The sequence below is a fragment of the Nonomuraea sp. NPDC000554 genome (genome assembly GCF_040300065.1).
Taxonomy (GTDB): Bacteria; Actinomycetota; Actinomycetes; order Streptosporangiales; family Streptosporangiaceae; genus Nonomuraea.
The window spans coordinates 87,793-106,960 of the sequence record NZ_JBEPDC010000008.1 but is presented as its reverse complement, the minus strand read 5'-3'; the positions used below and the strand labels follow the sequence as shown (position 1 = coordinate 106,960).

The 19,168-nt window shown below is 71.1% G+C and carries 18 protein-coding genes and 1 pseudogene; 7 read left to right on the top strand and 12 right to left on the bottom strand.

The window, feature by feature from the left end:
- Nucleotides 1–553 precede the first annotated feature (553 nt).
- Complete coding sequence (locus ABT294_RS17640; RefSeq protein ID WP_350806800.1) at nucleotides 554–2,164, top strand: membrane dipeptidase; 1,611 nt, start codon at nucleotides 554–556, stop codon at nucleotides 2,162–2,164.
- Nucleotides 2,165–2,567: 403 nt separating this feature from the next.
- A complete protein-coding gene (locus tag ABT294_RS17635) occupies nucleotides 2,568–3,068 on the top strand; it encodes an anthrone oxygenase family protein (protein WP_350806799.1) in 501 nt (166 codons plus the stop codon).
- Nucleotides 3,069–3,147: 79 nt separating this feature from the next.
- Here the strand turns inward: ABT294_RS17635 and ABT294_RS17630 are convergent, their stop codons facing one another.
- Entirely contained in the window at nucleotides 3,148–3,522 is a 375-nt protein-coding gene (locus ABT294_RS17630) for a DoxX-related protein (protein ID WP_350807093.1), read from the bottom strand.
- Nucleotides 3,523–3,618: 96 nt separating this feature from the next.
- Between ABT294_RS17630 and ABT294_RS17625 the strand changes: the two genes are divergently transcribed.
- A complete protein-coding gene (locus ABT294_RS17625; protein ID WP_350807090.1) occupies nucleotides 3,619–4,365 on the top strand; it encodes a helix-turn-helix domain-containing protein in 747 nt (248 codons plus the stop codon).
- Nucleotides 4,366–4,581: 216 nt separating this feature from the next.
- Here the strand turns inward: ABT294_RS17625 and ABT294_RS17620 are convergent.
- Nucleotides 4,582–5,217: pseudogene (locus tag ABT294_RS17620) on the bottom strand (serine/threonine-protein kinase); the annotation flags it as partial.
- 208 nt (nucleotides 5,218–5,425) lie between these two features.
- A complete protein-coding gene (locus tag ABT294_RS17615; RefSeq protein ID WP_350806797.1) occupies nucleotides 5,426–6,649 on the bottom strand; it encodes a hypothetical protein in 1,224 nt (407 codons plus the stop codon).
- A 90-nt stretch (nucleotides 6,650–6,739) separates the two neighbouring features.
- On the opposite strand from ABT294_RS17615, the gene ABT294_RS17610 reads away from it, so the two are divergent.
- Nucleotides 6,740–7,381 (top strand): class I SAM-dependent methyltransferase, encoded by a 642-nt coding sequence (locus tag ABT294_RS17610; protein WP_350806795.1) that lies wholly within the window; start codon nucleotides 6,740–6,742, stop codon nucleotides 7,379–7,381.
- A gap of 21 nt (nucleotides 7,382–7,402) precedes the next feature.
- On the opposite strand, the gene ABT294_RS17605 is transcribed toward ABT294_RS17610, so the two are convergent.
- The 5 genes from ABT294_RS17605 to ABT294_RS17585 all read right to left on the bottom strand — a co-directional run bounded on the left by ABT294_RS17605 (nucleotide 7,403) and on the right by ABT294_RS17585 (nucleotide 11,282).
- Complete coding sequence (locus ABT294_RS17605) at nucleotides 7,403–7,672, bottom strand: GlsB/YeaQ/YmgE family stress response membrane protein (RefSeq protein ID WP_350806794.1); 270 nt, start codon at nucleotides 7,670–7,672, stop codon at nucleotides 7,403–7,405.
- 102 nt (nucleotides 7,673–7,774) lie between these two features.
- A complete protein-coding gene (locus ABT294_RS17600; protein WP_350806793.1) occupies nucleotides 7,775–8,419 on the bottom strand; it encodes a response regulator in 645 nt (214 codons plus the stop codon).
- Nucleotides 8,410–9,558: a sensor histidine kinase gene (locus ABT294_RS17595; protein ID WP_350806790.1), complete on the bottom strand. Its 1,149-nt coding sequence runs from the start codon at nucleotides 9,556–9,558 to the stop codon at nucleotides 8,410–8,412. Before ABT294_RS17595 ends, ABT294_RS17600 begins: the two co-directional genes overlap by 10 nt.
- Nucleotides 9,559–9,568: 10 nt before the next feature.
- Nucleotides 9,569–10,366: an ABC transporter permease gene (locus tag ABT294_RS17590; RefSeq protein ID WP_350806789.1), complete on the bottom strand. Its 798-nt coding sequence runs from the start codon at nucleotides 10,364–10,366 to the stop codon at nucleotides 9,569–9,571.
- Between the two features lies 1 nt (nucleotide 10,367).
- Entirely contained in the window at nucleotides 10,368–11,282 is a 915-nt protein-coding gene (locus tag ABT294_RS17585) for an ABC transporter ATP-binding protein (protein WP_350806786.1), read from the bottom strand.
- A gap of 159 nt (nucleotides 11,283–11,441) precedes the next feature.
- Between ABT294_RS17585 and ABT294_RS17580 the strand changes: the two genes are divergently transcribed.
- Nucleotides 11,442–12,845 (top strand): serine hydrolase domain-containing protein, encoded by a 1,404-nt coding sequence (locus tag ABT294_RS17580; protein ID WP_350806785.1) that lies wholly within the window; start codon nucleotides 11,442–11,444, stop codon nucleotides 12,843–12,845.
- 145 nt (nucleotides 12,846–12,990) lie between these two features.
- Here ABT294_RS17580 and ABT294_RS17575 read toward each other — a convergent pair whose 3' ends face one another.
- The 4 genes from ABT294_RS17575 to ABT294_RS17560 form a co-directional block, all read right to left on the bottom strand.
- Entirely contained in the window at nucleotides 12,991–13,446 is a 456-nt protein-coding gene (locus ABT294_RS17575; RefSeq protein ID WP_350806783.1) for an ester cyclase, read from the bottom strand.
- A 109-nt stretch (nucleotides 13,447–13,555) separates the two neighbouring features.
- Complete coding sequence (locus tag ABT294_RS17570; RefSeq protein ID WP_350806780.1) at nucleotides 13,556–14,044, bottom strand: hypothetical protein; 489 nt, start codon at nucleotides 14,042–14,044, stop codon at nucleotides 13,556–13,558.
- Nucleotides 14,041–15,528 carry an ATP-binding protein gene (locus tag ABT294_RS17565; RefSeq protein WP_350806779.1) on the bottom strand — a complete coding sequence of 496 codons (1,488 nt, stop codon included), beginning with the start codon at nucleotides 15,526–15,528 and terminating at the stop codon, nucleotides 14,041–14,043. Before ABT294_RS17565 ends, ABT294_RS17570 begins: the two co-directional genes overlap by 4 nt.
- Nucleotides 15,529–15,535: 7 nt before the next feature.
- Entirely contained in the window at nucleotides 15,536–16,210 is a 675-nt protein-coding gene (locus ABT294_RS17560; protein WP_350806776.1) for a response regulator, read from the bottom strand.
- 190 nt (nucleotides 16,211–16,400) lie between these two features.
- Here ABT294_RS17560 and vanY-N point away from each other — a divergent pair, with 190 nt between their 5' ends.
- A complete protein-coding gene (vanY-N, locus tag ABT294_RS17555; RefSeq protein ID WP_350806775.1) occupies nucleotides 16,401–16,973 on the top strand; it encodes a D,D-peptidase/D,D-carboxypeptidase VanY-N in 573 nt (190 codons plus the stop codon).
- Nucleotides 16,974–17,093: 120 nt separating this feature from the next.
- Entirely contained in the window at nucleotides 17,094–19,154 is a 2,061-nt protein-coding gene (locus tag ABT294_RS17550) for an ATP-binding protein (protein ID WP_350806774.1), read from the top strand.
- The last annotated feature ends 14 nt before the right edge of the window (nucleotides 19,155–19,168 follow it).

Here is a 19,168-nt window from a genome sequence, read left to right as displayed (position 1 = left end):
AGACTGCTCCAACCCCTCATCCAACCTGAGGTGGATCGTCCAGAACGGCCAGATCAAGAACGTCGCCTGACGGACCGGTGTCACGCCGGGGCCGCTTCGTCGAAAGCGGCCCCGGCGCGCCGGAACCGGTGGGACCAGGCCTGTTGGATGCCCCGGTGGTCGATCACCCTGTCGGAGGAGTTCGCGAGCCTCCGGTGAGGTCAGGAACTCGTAGTCGCTCCGGTGCACCCGCCAGCCGCGATTCCGCACTGCCGGTGCTCGGATGCACCGCCCATTCGTTGAGCCCGGCCGGCAGGTGGCACAGGGCGTACTGGGCCGGTTTGCCGTCGATATCGAGGGAGAAGCTTCGCGTTGTCGCGCACCGCGAGCTGTGCGACGGACGGCCGTCCGGACCGATCCCGTGCCGCTGGATCCCGGAGCGATGCGCTTTACCGAGAGGTCAGGTACGGCGCGGCCAACTGACCGCTTTTTGACTGAATTCGAGCCCGACTCACATCTTGACCGGCGAGTAACAAAGACGGACCATGAAGCAGCCGAATTGTGAGGTGCGCTCATGTTACGTAGCATCACCAGGATCATCGGGGTTGCCCTACTGGCCGCCCTACCTCTGGCGGGCGCCACCGCCACCGCCCAGACGGCCCCAGAGTCCGAGGTCGGGGCGGTCGGGCAACCGCCGGGCTCCGCGAACCCGGCCCGCGGCTTCGTCGACGCCCACAGCCATCTCATGGCCAACGAAGCCTTCGGCGGCGGCCTGATCTGTGGCAAGCCGTTCGACCCCGACGGCATCGAGCACGCCCTGGTCGACTGCCCCGACCACCAGCCCGACGGCTCGCTCGCCTGGTTCGAGAACTTCACCCGCCACGGCACCCCCGTGGGCAAGCACGACCCGGTCGGCTGGCCCACGTTCAAGGACTGGCCGGCCCACGACTCCCTCACCCACCAGCAGGGCTACTACAAGTGGATCGAGCGGGCCTGGCGCGGCGGGCTCCGCGTGTTCGTCAACGACCTGGTCGCCAACCGGCAGCTCTGCGAGATCTACCCGCTCAAGCACAACACCTGCGACGAGATGGCCACGCTCAGGCTCGAGGCGCAGCGCACCCTCGAGCTGCAGAGCTACATCGACGCCCAGAGCGGCGGCCCGGGCCAGGGCTGGTTCCGGGTGGTGAAGTCGAGCGCCGAGGCCAGGCAGGTGATCGCGGCCGGCAAGCTGGCCGTGGTCCTGGGCGTCGAGACCTCGGAGCCGTTCGGCTGCCGCCAGACCTGGGGCATCCCGCACTGCACCAAGGCGCAGATCGACCGCGGCCTGGACGAGATGTACCAGCTGGGCGTGCGCAGCATGTTCGTCTGCCACAAGTACGACAACGCGCTGTGCGGCGTCCGGTTCGACCCCGGGACCACCGGCGTGATCGTCAACATCGGCAACTTCCTGTCGAGCGGCTCGTTCTGGAACGCCAAGACCTGCACGGGACCCGAGCACGACAACACGATCGACCCGGCCGGAGTGCTGCCGCCCGAGGTGGCCAAGTGGCTGCCGAACGGCGTCGGCCTGCCGATCTATCCCCCGGCGCCGCACTGCAACACCAGAGGCCTGACCTCGCTGGGCGCCTACATGGTCCAGGGCATGATGAAGCGCGGCATGATGGTCGAGATCGACCACATGAGCGTCAAGGCCGCCGCTCAGACGCTCGACCTGCTGGAGAGCGCCAAGTATCCGGGCGTCATCTCCTCACACAGCTGGGCGGACCCCAGCTTCTTCCGCCGCATCTACCGGCTCGGCGGCCTGGTGACCGCGTACGGCTCGCCCGCCGACTCCTTCACCGCGGGCTGGCGAGCGACGAAGCCCCTCCGTGACGAGTTCGGACGTCCCGGGTACGGCTACGGCCTCGACACCAACGGCATGGGCCCGCTCCCCGGGGCGCGCCAGGGCAGTGCGGTCACCTATCCGTTCACCTCGTTGGACGGCGCGGTCACGCTCGACAAGCTGCGCACCGGCGACCGGGTCTGGGACGTCAACACCGACGGTGTGGCCCACTACGGCCTGGTCCCCGACTGGATCGAGGACATGCGCAAGTACGCCGGTGACGAGTTCGCCCAGGACATGCTGGCCGGGGCGGAAGCGTATCTGAAGACGTGGGGAGGATCCGAGGACCACAGGCAGACCTGACAACCGAGTGCCCTGGCAGGCCACACTCCGGATCTGGCCTGCCAGGCATCGGCCGCGCAGCAGCTCGCAGAACGCGCGCAACCAGGCGGCCCTGACCAGGCAGACGGCGCGGCAGGACCCAGGAGGGCATGCGGCCTCATGCCCGGCCGGCTCACGCCCAAGGCCGGCGCCATCCGGATGTCCGGCGGCGCGATCTGGGCAAGGGCGGAGCCGTCGTGGAATTCGACCATCACCTGCGGGTGGAGCCAACACGCGCGTTAGGCAGCGTCCGCTTAGACGATTACGTATGGAGTTGCGCTTCCTGGCTATGGAACGTCTCACCTCGCCGCACTTCAATGGTCGGTATGTCGAACACACGGGAGCGGCCGGGCGGCCGTTCCGCGGATAGAGGGAGTTGGACGCCATGAGACTCGCGCAGACCGTGTCGCTGATCGCCGCCACGATCACCACCGGGCTCATGGCCGGGCTGTTCGCCGCCTTCGCCTACGCGATCATGCCCGCGCTCAAGGCGGCGGGCGACCGGACGTTCGTGGACGTGATGCAGCGCATCAACGTGACCATCGTCAACGGCTGGTTCATGCTGAGCTTCCTGGGCGCGCTGGGGTTCACCGCGCTGTCGGCGTTCCTGGCCTGGCGCGGGCAAGGTCGCGAGGCGCTGCCGTGGATCATCGCCGGGCTCGTCCTGTATCTGGTGATGTTCGTCATCACCAGCGCCGTCAACGTCCCGCTCAACGATCGGCTCGCCGCCGCCGGCAAGCCCGGCCACATCGCGGACGTCGCGGCCGTGCGGGAGCGGTTCGAGTCGGCCTGGGTCGTCTGGAACACCGTCCGCGCCCTGGCCAACACGGCCGCGTTCGGCTGCCTCACGTGGGCTCTGATCGTCTTCGGCCGATCGTCGGCGTGAGGATGAACCAGTCGAAGCCGGTCCAGGTCGGCGACGATGATGGCGTCCATGAACGTCCGCACGGACAGGCCGCCAGGGGTCACGCCGCCGTCAGCGCCACCGCGGCCGCCCAGCCGATGTACAGGACGTTGACCGCCAGCCGCGCCACCACGCCCACCGGCCGCTCCAGCAGACGCGGCCGGTCGCGGCGTGCGTGACGCAGCGCGTCGAGGTGGGACGCGAGGTAGGCGGTGATGAGCGCGGCGGCGGCCCAGCCACCGGCCGCCCGGCTTCCCGGCACCAGGACGAGCCCGCCGACCACGACCTCCGCCACCCCACTGCCCGCGACGAGCGTGCCCGCCCAGCCGCCCAGCCAGGACGGGACCAGGGTGCGGAAGTAGCCGGGAAACAGGAAGTGGGAGATCCCCACCAGAACCAGGAAGATCGCCAGGGCGACCGCAGCGGTATCGTGCATGCTGCGATGATGTTCCCAGTCAGTCAGCGGACGCTTGAACAGAACGATCGCGCCTCCGCTCCCGGTTGCCGGCCTCCGTCCCGGGTCTCGCCCGTGATGACGGCCGTCCCCGCCTTCGACGCGCTCCTCCGCGACGGTCACCGGCGCGTGCTCGCCTCCGGCGACGGGGTGACGATGTTCGCGGAGTCCGGCGGCTTCGGCGTCCGCGGGCACCGGCAGCCGGTGTGGAAGGTCGTGCTGCCGGTCGGCGGGCAGGTGGAGACCGGGGTGCACGGGGCGGGGCCGGTCGCGACGGCCGGGGTGATCGTGCCGCCGCACCTCCCCCACACCTGCGCGGCGACGTCCTCCTACGTCGCGCTGTTCATCGACCCGTGGCTGCTCCGCCCCGGCGCGGGGGTGGTCCCGCTCGGCGAGGCCGAAGTGCGGCGGATGCTCGCCGCTCTCGGGCGTCCCAGCGCTCCCGACCTCGGTGCGGCTCGGGCAGAGGTGGCCGCTTTCGTCGGAGCCGGGCGCGTCCCCGATCCCAGGGTGGTGCACGCGCTCGGGCAGCTCACCCGTCCCGGGCCCATCACCGCCATCGCCGCGGACGTCGGGCTCTCGGCGCCGCGGTTGCGCGCCCTGGTCCGCGAGTCGGTCGGGACGCCGCTGGTGCGGCTGCGCCAGTGGGCGCGGCTGCGCGCGGCGGTCGCCGCCCTGCCCGGCACGTCGGTCGCGACGGCGGCGGCCGGCGCGGGCTTCGCCGACCAGGCGCACCTCGCCCGCACGGCCCGCGACCTCATCGGACGCACCCCCGTCTCGCTCGCCTCCCATCTGGCGACGTGCCCGAGCGGCCGTCAACCGTAGCCGGATCGCGATCGGGTGCACGCCGTTGACGGCCGGGCGCCGGCGCCGGGCCGCGGAGGGCCCTGGCCGGACGGGAGACGCGGGGTGAGACAGGATCCGGGGCGGCGCTATGGGGCGCGCTTGGCGTTCGGGCCGACAGTCGTGCCCATGGCCTGCTTGATGATCGGGCCGGTGCTCGGGTGTCTTGGCCAGGCAGGCGCCCGCCAGGTCGGCCAGGTCCCTCGGCAGGCCGGTCAGGTCGGGATCGTCGTGCACGACGCGAAACATGATCGCGTGGCCCTGGCCGGCGCCGAAGGGGCCGCGGCCGGTGGCGGCGAACACCAGCACCGCCCCCAGGGCGAACACGTCGCTGGCAGGACCGACCTCGCCGCCTCGGACCTGTTCGGGGGACATGAACGCAGGAGTGCCGACCACGGCTCCCGAGAGGGTGTGGGAGGTGGCGTCCAGCGCGCGGGCGATGCCGAAGTCGATGACCCGGGGACCGTCGGCGGCCAGGATCACGTTGCCGGGTTTGAGGTCGCGGTGCACCAGGTCGCAGCCGTGAATCACGGCCAGCCCTTCGGCCAGCCCCGCCCCCAGCACACGGATCGCCGCAGACGGGAGCGGTCCGTGCGTGGCGACGGCCTGATGCAGGGACGGGCCGGGGATGTAGGCGGTGACCAGCCACGGCGGATCCGCGTCGGTGTCGGCGTCCACCACCTGCGCGGTGTAGAACCCGCCGACCAGCCGGGCCGCCTCCACCTCGATCGCGAACCGGCGCCGGAACCCCGCGTCGTCGGCCAGCTCCGGCCGCACCACCTTCACCGCGACCGGCCGGCCGCCCCGCGAACGGCCCAAGAACACCTGCCCCATACCGCCGCCGCCCAGCCGCCCCTTCAGCCGGTATGGCCCCACCTGGCGCGGATCCCCCGCCCGTAACGGCTCCATACACCCTCTTTCAGAAGAACAATCCGGTACGCACGACAGGCATGGATCCTTTCAAGAAACGCCCCTTCCGGTCCTTGATCCGCCGAGATCGCCCCGCGGGTCCGCGCCCTGCGCACTGGTTTGATCATCGCTGTCAGAGCGGCGCAATGAGGTCGTACGGCGGGGAGGTGTGGCGGAGTTCGGCCGTGGCGGCCGCGTCGTGGCGACGCAGGATCTCGGAGATCAGCGACACTCCCCGCGCCAGATCGTCGCGGACCAGCACGTCCACCGCTGTCGACACGTCGACGGACGTTCCGTCGGCCGCCCGGCGGGAGGAACCGCCTGCGATCTCCGCCCCGCCCAGCCCCGCCTCTTTCAGCGCGCCGGCCAGATCGGAGGTCAGGACGCGGGAGTGCTCCGCCGCGCGTCCTTCGATGGCGAGGGTCAGGCTCAGTTCCCATGACCGGGCGGTGGACAGCGGGCTCAGCCCGAACCACCGCTTCACCAGCGCGCCCTGCGGCAGCCCGGCCAGCACCTCCACGGCCCAGCAGGACTCCGCCCTGCTCACCGGTTCGTCCAGGGCACGGAGGAGGACGGGCTGAGCGCCGCCGGCGGCGCGCAACGCCTCGGCGAGCGGCGCGAGATGGGCGTACCCCCTGGTTGCGGTGCAGCGCCTCAGGGCGGCGCGGACGGCGGGGTCGTCCAGGGACGGATCGGCCGTCGCGGTGGCGAGGATCTGCCTGGCGCGGTCGAGCAGGGCCGCCCAGGCGGCGAAGGGGAAGTCCGCGGAGTCGGGGGTGCGCAGCGAGTAGAGCGGTCGCGCGACGGCGCCGGTGTGGGTCTGCTCGACCGCGGGGTGACCGTCCGGTCCGGCCGTCCAGCGCAGGCCGGTGCCGCGCAGGTCGCGCAGTTCGAACCAGTCGCGGGTCTCGGGGCGGACACCGTCGCGCGGACCGGGGCGCAGCATGCGGAAGGCCGCGTCCAGCAAGGGGGTGACGGTGTCGAGGTCGTCCTGCTCGTCCAGGACGACGAAGCGGGCGAGCAGCGCGAGAGCCGGACCGGGGTGGCGCATCTGCGGGTCGTGCAGCGCCAGGGCCCGGGCGAGCAGGTCCAGCTCCGCCCAGCGCATCACGTGTGGATGGAAGTGGGCCTGGTCGTCCCATCCGAGTTCGGCGGGCTCCGCCAGCCCAGGGGCCGTCAGGGCGAGTTCGACCAACCCGTCGGTGATGTCGAGGTCGAGCACGAGCGCGAGTTCGCCGCCCAAACCGAACTCCGCCCGGAGCGGCTCCTCGTCCTCGTCCGCGTCGTCCTCGAAGAGGTACGCGGCCCAGAAGTCGGGCTCGGCCATCCGGGCCGTCAGTGCATCGTCAAGTGGCATGCGGGGGACGTTAGTCGGCGTCGCCGACAGCCGCCTGCCCCGCGCGGGCGCCAAATGTGTGGTTTGGGAGGCATGTGACATGCTGTCCCCGTGGAAGATCACGGAAGCCACGACTCCACCCGCCGCAGCTACGACACCGTCGCCGAGAACTACGCGGCCGGTTTCCGCGACGAGCTCGCCGCCAAGCCGCTCGACCGGGCGCTGCTCGCGTGCCTCGTCGAGCAGACAGAGCCGGGCACGACGATCGCCGACCTCGGCTGCGGACCTGGGCACGTCGCGGCCTGGCTCGCCGGACGCGGCGCGAGCACGGTCGGCATCGACCTGTCCGCCGCCATGGTCGCCGTGGGACGCCGGGAGCATCCGGCCGTGGAGTTCCGCGAAGGGGACCTGCTGGCGCTACCGGCCGCCGACGGCGAGTTCGGCTCGGCCGTCGCGTTCTACTCGATCATCCACCTCGCCCCGTCCGAACTGCGCCGCGCCTTCGAGGAGGCCCGCCGGGCGCTGCGCCCCTCGGGCCTCCTCCTCGTCTCGTTCCACATCGGCTCAGAGGTGAGGCACCTGGACGAGTGGCTGGGACACAAGGTTGACGTCGACTTCCGCTTCTTCGAACCCTCGGACGTCGCCAAGGCGCTGGAGGACGCGGGCTTCGCCGTGGAGACGCGGATCGAACGCACGAACTACGCCTCCGAGGTGGCGACGCGCCGGGCCTACCTGCTGGCCCGCCGGACCTGAACCGGCCCGGCGGAGGCTCCCCTACCCGCCGCGCTTGCCGTACAGGCCCGCCGTCAGCGACACCCCCAGGGCGGCCAGCGCGACCTGGATGCCGAGTTCGATCCAGTCGACGCCTCGGGTGTCGGCCACGCCCAGCACGGTCGCGATGGCGGTACCGATCAGGGCCGCGACCACGCCGATCACGATCGTCAGCCAGACAGGCATGCGCTGGCGTCCCGGAATGACCAGTCGCCCCAGGGCGCCGATCACGGCGCCGATGATGATGCCGGAGATGATGCCGGTGATTTCCACGCTGCGACTCCTGAAAGCTCGGCGATCCACCGTCGTCCTGGACAACGAGCCCCGCCCCGCCGGGGTTCCGCGCAGGACGAGAGATGCGGCTCAGCTGTGCGATCAGTCGTCGAGATAGCGCAGGATGGCCAGCACCCTGCGGCTGTAGCTGGGGTCGCGCGGCAGGTCGAGCTTGTCCATGACGGCGTTGACGTGCTTCTCGACGGTGCTGAGCGACACGTGCAGGCGATCGGCGATCGCCGCGTTGACGAAGCCCTGCGCGAGGTGCCGCAGCACCTCCGTCTCGCGCGGGCTCAGCCTGCTCAGCGGGTCGGCGTGGGTGGTACGGGCGAGCAGCTGGCGGACCACTTCCGGGTCGAAGACCGTGCCGCCCGCACGCACCCGCTCCAGCGACTCCAGGAAGTCGGCCACCTCCGAAACCCGGTCCTTGAGCAGGTACCCCAACCCCTCGGTCTTTCCGGCCAGGAGCGTGGCGGCGTAGGTCTTCTCCACGTACTGCGACAGCACGAGGACGCCGACACCCGTCCAACGTTCGCGGATCTCCAGCGCCGCCCGCAGCCCCTCGTTGGTGTAGGTCGGCGGCATGCGCACGTCGACCACCGCCACGTCGGGCCGGTGCGCTGCGACGGCGTCGAGCAGCGCCGGAGCGTCTCCGACGGCGGCGACGACCTCGTGCCCGGCGTCGTCGAGCAGCCGGATCAGGCCCTCGCGGAGCAGCACCGAGTCGTCGGCGAGGATCAACCGCACGACGGCTCCTTGGGCAGCGTCGCGGTGATCTTCGTGGGGCCGCCTTCGGGGCTGTCGACGCCGAACGCTCCGTCGAGCGCCAGGACGCGCCTGGCCAGCCCGGACAGCCCGCCTCCCGAGGGATCGGCGCCGCCCTCGCCGTCGTCTGAGATGGCCACGCTCACCGTCCGCTCGTCCTCGGTCAAGACGACCAGGATGTCATGCGCCCGCGCGTGCTTGATCGCGTTGGTGATCGCTTCGCGGGCGACGAAGTACAGGGCGGTCTCGACTTCGGAGACGGGCCGCCCGGCCAGCCCGTAGTGCACGGTGACCGGGACGCCGGAGCGCTCGGCGACGCCCGCGAGCGCGGCGCGCAGGCCCAGCTCGTCCAGCGCGGTGGGGTAGATCCGCCAGGCCACGCTGCGCAGCTCGTCCAGGAGCCGGCGCGACTCGCTGTAGGCCTGGGCGACCAGCTCACCGGTCCGGACCGGGTCGGGGCTGTGCTGGGCGCGGCCGAGCAGCATCGCCAGCGCCACCCCCCGTTGCTGTACGCCGTCGTGCAGGTCGCGCTCGATCCTTCTGCGCTCGTCGTCCACCGCTTTGACGATGCCCGAACGGGTCGCGGTCAGCTCGGCGATGCGCCTGCGCATCAGCTCCTGACTGCCCGGCCCGAGCAGGTTGTCGGCCAGCCGCCGCTCGGCCGCCCCCACGGCGAACACCCCGAGCGCGACCAGGGTCAGCACGACCGCGGCGCTGGTCAGCCCGAGCACCCCGCTGCTGGTGACCAGCCGCACGCCCGGCAGGTTCAGCGGCACCGACTCGGACTCGCCCCACGACAGGTCCCACACCCCTCCGAACAGCAGCAGCCCGCCGACGAACAGGCCGACCGCGCAGCCGTACCCGCCGACGACACCCAGAGCGGCGCGGGCCGCGAGGAAACCGTAGCCGCCGCCGGTCTGCGGTGTGTCATGGTCCAGCCAGGTGGCCAGCCGAGCCCGCTCGAGCGCCACCAGCCCGGCCAGGCCGCGGTCGGCGGCGGGCCGCGCGGCGGAGATCAGGCGGGCCGGCCAGGCCACGGCGAGAAAGGCCAGTTCGACGGCCCCGAGGAGCATGCCCACGAGCACTCCGACCAGGGTCCGTCCGATGCGCTTGGCTGACACGGCCCGAAGTCTAGGCATCGCGTCCGCGTAGTACGGCATGGCCCGCCGCCAACGCCGCCGCCGTCCACGCGAGCAGCCAGGCGAGCCCCTCCCCCGCCGAGTACGGGATCGGGCCGCCGGTCAGGTTGTCGGTGCTACCCATGAAGGCCAGCCCGGCGAACAGCGGCATGCGCAGGGACACCGCCAGCGCCGCCTGGCTTCCCGTCGTGAGCAGCATCAGCGGCAGGCCCATCAGCACCATGAACACCACGGTCAGGGTGCCCGCCGCGCTGCGGATCGCGGCGCCCACACCGAGCGTCATCACCGACACCAGGGCGCAGAACACCCCCACCCTCAGCAGGTCGAGCGCGACCTGCGCCGGCGGCAGCACCACCAGGCCGCCGAACACCTCGGCGGACAGCGCCAGGAAGACCACCGCCGTGGCCACGCCTCCGGACGCCACTCCCGCGACCGCCATCACCGGCCCCACCACCAGCGCCTTCGCGGCGAGCATCCGGCCGCGGACCGGCGTGGCCTGCAGCGTGGCCCGGATGCCGCCCGACGCGTACTCGGAGGTGACTGCCAGCATCGCCAGCGTGACCAGCGCGAACTGGGCGAACGACGTCGCCGAGATCACCGGCTGGCTCGCCGGGAAGCGGATCCCCCCGCGGCCCTCGCGCAGCAGGTCCGTGGCCGTGGCCCCGCCGAGCGTCAGCGCGCTCACCATCATGAGCGCCGCCGCGCCGGCCAGGCACCACCAGGTGGAGCGGACCGACCACAGCTTCGTCCACTCGGCGCCGACCGCCTGCCCCAACTCTCTGACCCGCATGTCACACCCCCGCCCTCTTCGTGCCGTACTCCACGCTGGTCTCGGTCAGCTCCTGATACGCCTGCTCCAGCGATGCCTCGCGGGTGCGCAGCTCGTGCAGCCGGATGCCCGCCTCGTACGCGATGTCGCCGACGTGCTCGGCCGTGGCGCCGTTGGCCACGAGCTCGTTCTCGCCGGGCCGTTCCACCGTGATCCCGGCGGCACTCAGCCGTACGGACAGGTCGGCGGCGTGCGGGGTGCGGACGACCACGGCGGTCAGGGAGCTGCGGGCGATGACCTCCGTCAGCGGCGCGTCCATGATGAGCCGTCCCTTGCCGATCACGACCAGGTGGTCGGCGGTGAGCTGCATCTCGCTCATCAGGTGGCTGGAGACGAACACGGTGCGTCCCTCGCCGGCCAGCGAGCGCATCAGGTGGCGCACCCAGCGCACGCCGTCGGGGTCCAGGCCGTTGACGGGCTCGTCGAACAGCAGCACCTCCGGATCGCCCAGCAGCGCCGCGGCGATGCCGAGCCGCTGGCTCATGCCCAGCGACAGCCCGCCGGCCCGCTTGCGCGCCGCGTCCGACATCCCGACCCGTTCCAGGACCGCTGCCACCCGGCTCCGCGCGATGCCGTTGCTGCGCGCCAGCGCCACCAGATGCGCGTACCCGCTGCGTCCGGGGTGCAGGGCGCGGGCGTCCAGCATCGCGCCGACCGTCCGCAGCGGGTTCCTGATCCGGTGGTACGGCACACCGCCGATCAGCGCCGTGCCCGCGGTGGGGCGGTCGAGCCCGAGAATCATGCGCATCGTCGTCGACTTGCCCGCCCCGTTGGGCCCCAGGAAGCCCGTCACCGTGCCCGGTCTCACCTCCAGCGACAGGCCGTCGACGGCCATCCGATCGCCGTAGCGTTTGCACAAGCCCCTGAGACTGATCATGTCGGCCCACGGTAGGCGGCCTGCGGGACGGTCACCATGGAGGCGAACCTCCGACTTCGATGGCGGAAAACCGTAAATTTCCGGCATAGCGGTTTCCCGTAAGGAACGCGAAGGAGATCCGCAATGGTCCGGGAAGGAGCCCGTAACTAGCGTCGACGGGTGCTCAGAAACACTCTCGCCGCGATCTGCCTCGCCCTTCTCCCTTCGTCAGGGCAGGTCCCGTCGCACGACATCACCCCTGCGGCGGTGGACGCGTTCGTCGCCCGATACCGCGACGCGACAGGACTGCCCGGCGTCGCGGTCGCGATCACCAAGGGGAGACAGGTCCTCCACGCCGCCGGGTACGGCAGGACGGCCTCCGGCGATCCCCTGACAGCGGACACCCCCATGGCTGTCGCGTCGGTCAGCAAGTCCTTCACCTCGCTCGCCGTCATGCAACTGGTGGAAAAGGGGGAGATCTCGCTCGACAAGCCGGTGCGCGGGTACCTGCCCGAGTTCACCATGGCGGACCCCAGGGCGGCGAAGATCACCGTCCGGCAGTTGCTCAACCAGACATCGGGCATGGCCGACTCGGCCTTCCACGAGAAGAGCCTGCCCCAGCCCGGCACCCTCCAAGGCGCCGTGGCCCGCCTCAGGACGGCCGGGCTCGCCGCGGAGCCGGGAACCGCCTTCAGTTACCACAACACCAACTACCAGGTCGCCGCGCGGCTCGTCGAGGTGGTGAGCCGCCGGCCGTTCGCGGCCTACCTCGACGCGCACGTGTTCACGCCGCTCGGCATGCGTCACAGCAGGACCATCGACACCGACCGCGACCTGCCCGGCAGCGCCCGCGGCCATCTGTACGTCCTCGGACAGGCCATCGCCCTGCCGGAGCCGACCGGGTTCGGCAACGGGTCCGGCGGGGTCCTCAGCACCGCCGACGACATGGCCCGGTGGCTGATCGCGCAGAACGACGGCGTCCTGTCCCCCCAGAGCGTCAAGGAGATGCGCACCCCGTCCAGGCAGAACGGCACGTACGCCCTCGGCTGGTCGCTCGGCAGGACCGAGCGCGGCACCCCCGTCATCGAGCACGGCGGCGACCTCTTCACCTCCACCGCCGATCAACTGCTGATGCCGGAATCCGGCTACGGCGTCGCGGTCATGGCGAACACCGGCATGACCTTCGCCGACGCCACCGCCCTCATGGACGGTCTGGTCGCCATGATCGAGGGAGCCACGCCGACGATCCCCTCCTCGCCGCCCACCCTCGTCACCGACATCGTGTTCGTGCTGCTGACGCTGGCGACCGTCGGGCTGGCCGTGCGCGGCGTGGCCCGCTCGCGGCGATGGGCCGCCCGCCGTACGGGATGGCAGCGGTGGCGGCTGCTGCCCCATCTTGCGCCGCTCGCCGTGTGCGTGGCGGTCGCCCCGATCTTCCGCGTCCTCGCCCGGGGCGGCGACATCATGTGGATCCAGGTGGTCTACCTGTACCCGACGTTCATGCTCTGGCTGGTGACGGCCGCGGCCGCGGGTGTCGCGGTGGTGGCCGCGCGGCTCGCCCGGGTTCGCCCCGCACGTCCCTGACCACGATGAGCAGCGCGATGGCACCCGCGACGTAGGGACGAGAGATGCGGCTCAGCCGTGCGATCGGTCGTCGGTCGGCGCTCTTCGATCGTGGGCGAGGTCGGCGTACGAGTCAGGGCCCCTTTTCGAGGCTTGGGGCCGCTTCTCATTCAGACGCCGGGGGTGGAGCGCCTCTCGAACCAGGCAAGGAGTCGACGCCGAGCTGGCTGAACAGCTCCAGTTGGTCGAAGTAGACACGACAGGAAATGATCTTGCCGTGCTCCGCGGAGGTGAAGCAGGAGCAGCGGATCGTGATGCGACGTCCCGTTGGTTGCAGCATGCGGCCATCGGGCAACAAGAAGATCCCCGACTGGGTGCCGGTGACCGTGCACTCGGCGACAGCCGAATCCTCATAGGCCGCCCTGCTCCACGGGGTGACGCTCACATCCGGGAACCCCGCGAAGAGCTGCTCGAAGTACCAGGTGAGCTGCTCGTGTCCTTCCATCACGCCGATGGGAGCGACGTAGACGGCGTCGGCGCTGAAGCACTCCAGTATCCGATCAAGATCATGATTGTTGACCGCGTCGAACAGCTGATCCTGGAGGTCAAGAGCGCTAGGCATGCCACTCCCCCTTGCTCAGCCTGCACAGCCACCCTAACGGTCTCGTGCCAGGCGGTGAGCATCGAGGTGTCCACGAGCATGATCAGCTCGTTGAACTTCAGAATAGACGTTACCCCGGGCAGTTCCGGGGGCCGACGCTCTGCCCAGCACCGACGATGGTGACCCGGGGAGGGCTTTCCGACGCCGTGGCGGCGGCGGCCGTGCACACGATCTGCTCGACAGCCAGTGTGGACAGTTCGCCGGCCGGAGTGGACAAGGTCACCTCCACGTGGCCGGCCGACTCGGCGGTCACCGAGAACGGGCCGGCTTCGGGCGGGACGTCGGTGGTGAAACCGTGCGTCTGTTCCCTCGCGGTGGGTCCGCCTGCCAGCAGCGCGAGCGTGTCCGCTCGGAACATCGGACGATCACTGGGCCGCGTCACCGCGCTGAGTCGGCCGTTCTTCACCAGATAGAGGGTGATCTTCATGATGGGGGCGACGCGTCCGCTCGGCGGGGCGCCGGCGGGGATGACGTCGCTGGGTTGCACGCCGCAGCCGGCCACGGCGACGAGCGATACGAGGCCCGCGGCGAGCATGCGGCGGGCGAGGCCGGTCCTCACTCGGGGCCTCCGTCCGGATCGGGTGCCCGGCGTGGCAGGCGCAGCGTGAACAGGGCGCCGCCGTCCGGGGCGTTGGTGACGGTGAGGTCGCCTCGGTGCAGACGCGCGTTCTCCCGCGCGATGGCCAGGCCCAGGCCGCTGCCCTCGGACCTGGCCCTGGCCGCGCTGGCCTTGTAGAACCGGTCGAACACGTGCGGCAGCACCGCCTCGTCCAGCCCCGGTCCGTGGTCGCGGACCTCGAGAGCGATCCAGTGCGCGTCGGCGCAAAGCCGTACCGACACCGGCGGCTCGCCGTGCCGCAGGGCGTTGCCGACCAGGTTCGCGAGGATGACGTCCACTCGGCGCGGGTCCAGCCCCGCCATCACCGCGGGGGCGAGCACGGTGTGCACCGACTCCGACCAGCCCCGGGCACGCAGGGTCGCGCGCACCAGATCGGCCACGTCGACCTCGTTCAGCGCGAGGGCCGCGACGCCGGAGTCGAACCTGCTGATCTCGATGAGGTCGTTCACCAGCCCGGTGAGGTTGAGCGTCTCCTGGCTGACCAGCCTGGCGGCCCTGCCGGCGGGCTCGGGCAACTGGGCCGCCTCCTCCTCGAGGACGTCGGCGACCGCGGCCAGCGCGGCCAGCGGGGTGCGCAGCTCGTGGGACACGTCGGCCACGAACCGGCGGGCGTCGGCCTCCATCTCGCGCAGCTGCTTGACGTGCCGTTCCAGCTCCGCGGCGGTGTTGTTGAACGTGCGTGCCACGTCGGCCAGCTCATCGGAGCCGCTCACCGCGATCCTGGTCCGCAGCTCGCCCTCGCCCAGCAGGCGTGCCGCCCGACCGAGCTCGCGCACCGGGCGCAGCACGCCGCGGGTGGCCAGCAACGCGAGGACGACCGCGAACGCCAGGGCCGCCCCGCCGGTGAGCCAGGCGGATACGGCGAGCCCGTCGATACTGTGCTGTTCGGCAAGCAGGCTACGCGCGACGTAGACCTCGATGCCGGACACCCGCGTCCGATCCCGCTCGACGATCAGCAACGGCGTGCCGACGATCAGCCAGGGCGAGTCCTGTAGCACCACACGTTGCCACGCGGTACGGCCGCCGGCCACTACCCTCCGCAACTCCGGTGAGATCACCCCGAGATCCAAGACCAGCGGCCTCTCGCCCGGCCTCCAGTCCCCCGGCGGCGGGGGACCCGGCGGCAGGGGGACCGGCGAGTGCGTCTCGCGGTAGAAGGCGACCGCAAAGCTGCTGTTCTGGTCGGTCACGGCGGCGGCGATCTGGCCGAGCTCGGTCGGGCCCGGCGCCGCACTCCGCAACGGGTAGAACGCCTCCAGGCGGCTTGTCACCGCCTGCACCGTGGCATCCTGGGCGCGCTGCAGGATGTCGTTGCGGGCCTGGACGTAGATCGCGCCGGCCACCGCCGCCGCGGTGACCACACACAGCAGTGCGAACGCGAACAACAGCCGGGCACGCAGCCCCAGGCTCGGCCGAGGTGTCACCGGTGGCTCACACCGGCCCGAACCGGTACCCGAACCCACGCACCGTCTGCACGTAGACGGGCGCCGCCGAGTCGTCCTCGATCTTCGCGCGCAACCGCTGCACGCACGCGTCCACGAGACGCGAGTCGCCGAAATACCCGTGCTCCCACACCGACTCCAGCAGCTGCTGGCGGCTGTGCACCCGGCCCGGCGCGCCGGAGAGCTCGAGCAGCAGGCGCAGCTCGGTCGGGGTGAGGCCGACCGGCTCGCCGTGTTTGGCGACCACCAGCCCGGCCCGATCGATGGTCAGGCTCCCGTGCCGCTCCAGCTCCGCCTGATCCCGGCCGATCCGCCGGAGCACGGCGCGAATGCGTGCCTCGAGCACCCTGGGCCGCACCGGCTTGACCACGTAGTCGTCGGCGCCCGCCTCCAACCCGGCCACCACGTCGATGTCGTCGCCGCGCGCGGTCAGCATGATGATCGGTACCTCCCTGGCGGCGCGGATGCGGCGGCAGACTTCGAACCCGTCCATGCCAGGCAACATCAGATCGAGCACGACGACGTCGGGAAGGTCCGTACGCAGCCGGTCCAGCCCCTGCTCGCCGGACTCCACCGCGCGCACCCGGTGCCCATGCCGGGTCAGGGCCAGCTCAAGGCCCTCGCGCACGGCCGGGTCATCCTCGATCAACAACACTCGCGACACGCTGCCGAGTTTCACAGCACGCTCCGTAACTCGCCCGTCGGTCAACCCCATCCACTGTCGGCCGGCCGTGTCTCCGCTTCGTCCGCGCCGTGTCATGGTTGTGTCACGACGCGCCGACCGTGGCCGCCGTCGACAAACGGTGACATGCGGCGGACAACGCGCGGACATTCGGCGCCAATCGTAGTTCGTCATGGACGAACCACACACCATCCCACCTCGGCCCCGTGACTGGCTGTTCGCCGCGGTCACGCTGGTGCTCGCCGTGCTCCTGCTGCCCGCGGCGTTCGTTCGCCATCCTGGCCGCGCCCGCGAACTGGCCTGCCGCTGGGCGTTGGGGATGCGATTCCCCGCCGAGGACCTCACCGGGCTCACCGACGGCGCCAGGGCGGCGTTCACCGCGGCGCGCACCGAGGCGCTCTGGCGTTACGGCCAGCTCATCGGCCTCACCTCGGGATATCGCGATCCCGTTGTCCAGCAACGGCTGTTCGACGAGGAGGTGCGCCGCTCCGGCTCCCTGGCCTCAGCACGCATGCTCGTGTTACCACCGGCGGAATCCAACCACGTCAAGGGCATCGCGCTGGACGTGCGCCCCCACGAAGGCGCGCGCTGGCTCGAGGAACACGGCGCCCGCTACGACCTCTACCGCATGTACGACAACGAGTGGTGGCACTTCGAGTACCGCCCAGACCGCGGCGGCACGCCACCACGACGACGACCCCACCCCGGCGTGGGCCATGTAGTCGAGAACGGGGACCAGATATAGCCCGGGTCCGGGTCCACCCAGGTGTGCGATTTGGGGACATTGACGGGTTTGCGCCCGAGAACCGGTCATCCGACCAGCGCCCAAGGGTTCGGCCCGGGCGTTCGGAGAGGGGTAAGAGGTATGTCATCGGGGAGTGACGACAAGTCCGGATTGCTGGGATGCCGCCTGCAAGCAGCGCGCGCGAGGGCGTTTGTAGGTCGGGAGGAGGAGCTCGCGGTCTTCAACGCGGCGTTGTACGGCGGCGGCTGCAGCGTTCTGTACGTGCACGGTCCCGGCGGCATCGGGAAGTCGGCCTTGTTGCGGCGGTTCGCGCACGAGGCCGCGGTGGCGGGGCGGCCGGTGTCCTTGGTGGACGGGCGCCTGTTGGAGCCGTCGGCGTCCGAGGCCGAGGCCGAGCCGGTGCTTCGCGATGCGGACGCGGTGCTGCTGGTCGACGACTTCGAACGCATTCAGGGCTTGGAGGGATGGCTGCGCGAGCGGTTCCTGCCGCGGGTGCCCATGGGGGCGCTGGTGGTGATCGCGGGGCGAAACCCGCCGGATGTGCGGTGGCAGGCGGATCCGGGATGGGCGGGGGCGCTGGAGGTGCTGCCGCTGCGCGACCTGCCGGCCGGAGATGCGCAGGCCCTGATGGACTCCTCCGGGGTGCCGGCCGAGTTGCGCGAGCCGCTGCTGGCCTTCGCCGGTGGTCATCCGCTGGCGCTGCTCCTGGGGGCGGCCGTGGCGGTGAAGGACGGCGGGGCCGGCAGGCGGTGGACGCCGAATCAGGACGTGGTGGCCACGTTGCTTGATCAGCTGGTGGGCGAGTCGCCTTCGGCGGCGCATCGGCGTGCTCTGGAGATCTGCGCGCATGCGTCCATGACGACGGAGGACCTGCTGCGGGCGGCCTTGCCGGAGGACGCCGGGCCGTTGTTCCGGTGGTTGCGGCGGTTGCCGTTCGTGGAGTCGAGCAGTCTCGGGCTGTTTCCGCATGAGGTGGTGCGGGAACTGCTGGAGGCGGACCTACGATGGCGGGATCCCGAGGGGTACGCGGTGATGCACGACCGCATTCATGCGCATCTGGCGGAGAGGGTGCGCACGGCGAGCGATGTGGACGTGCCCGGCGCGGTGGCGGCACTGCTCTACCGGCATCGCGACAACGGGGCGCCGGCCGCCTTCCACGGCCGCCACGACGAGGGCGAGTTCCGGGAAGAGGCGTTGCGGGAGGAGGACGTCGGCATGTTGCGCCGGGTGGCGACGGCAGCGGAGGGTGCGGCGTCCGCGGGCTGCGCCGCCTTCTGGGCGGAACGTCAGCTGGAGGCGTTCCGGCTGTATCGACGGACCGAAACCGGCGAGCCGGTGGCTTTCTCCGCGTGGTTGCGGTTGGCGGAACTCGATGAGGAGGAGCTGACGGCCGATCCCATGGTGGCCATGGCGTGGGCGCATGCGCGTGCCACCACGCCGTTGCGCGCCGGTGAACATGTGGCGGTCAGCCGGGTATGGGCGCTGCCGCCGTACCGTGGAAACTCGCCGGTGATGGATGTGATCCAGTGGCGAGTGATCGGCAATTGTTTGCGGGCCGAGCGGATGGCATGGTCATATATCGAGATCCGGCATCCGGACCAAGCGTGGGTGGAGCATTTACGGCGGCATTACGGGATGCGTGACATCTCCGAGCAGCCACGGCTGGGGGATGACGCGTACTCCCTGTTCGTTCATGACTGGCGCGCGGTGCCGGCGCAGGCGTGGCTGGAGCGGATGAACCACCGGCTCGTCGCGGAGCCTGCCGGCGGCCCGAGTGCCGCGACGGCGAAACTGGCGGTGCTGTCCCAGGCCGAGTTCGCCGAGGCGGTTCGCAAGGCGTTGCGCCAGTTGTCGCGGCTGGACGCGCTGGCCGCTTCCCCCCTGACGCGCACCAGGCTGATCGCCGAGCGGGCCGGGCAGAACCCGGCCACGGCACTGGGTGACCTGCTACGTCAGGCGATCGACGACCTGCGTGAGGATCCGCGCTCGGTCAAGTTCCACCGGGCGCTGTCCGTCACGTTCCTCCGCGGCACGCCCACCCAGGAGCTGGCCGCGGAACGACTCGGCCTCCCTTTCACCACCTACCGCCGCCATCTGACGGCCGGCATCGAACGTGTCTGCGCCGACCTGTGGCACCGGGAGCTGTACGGCACCGACGCACCGGCGTACCGATCCACCTGAGCCGCCACATTGTG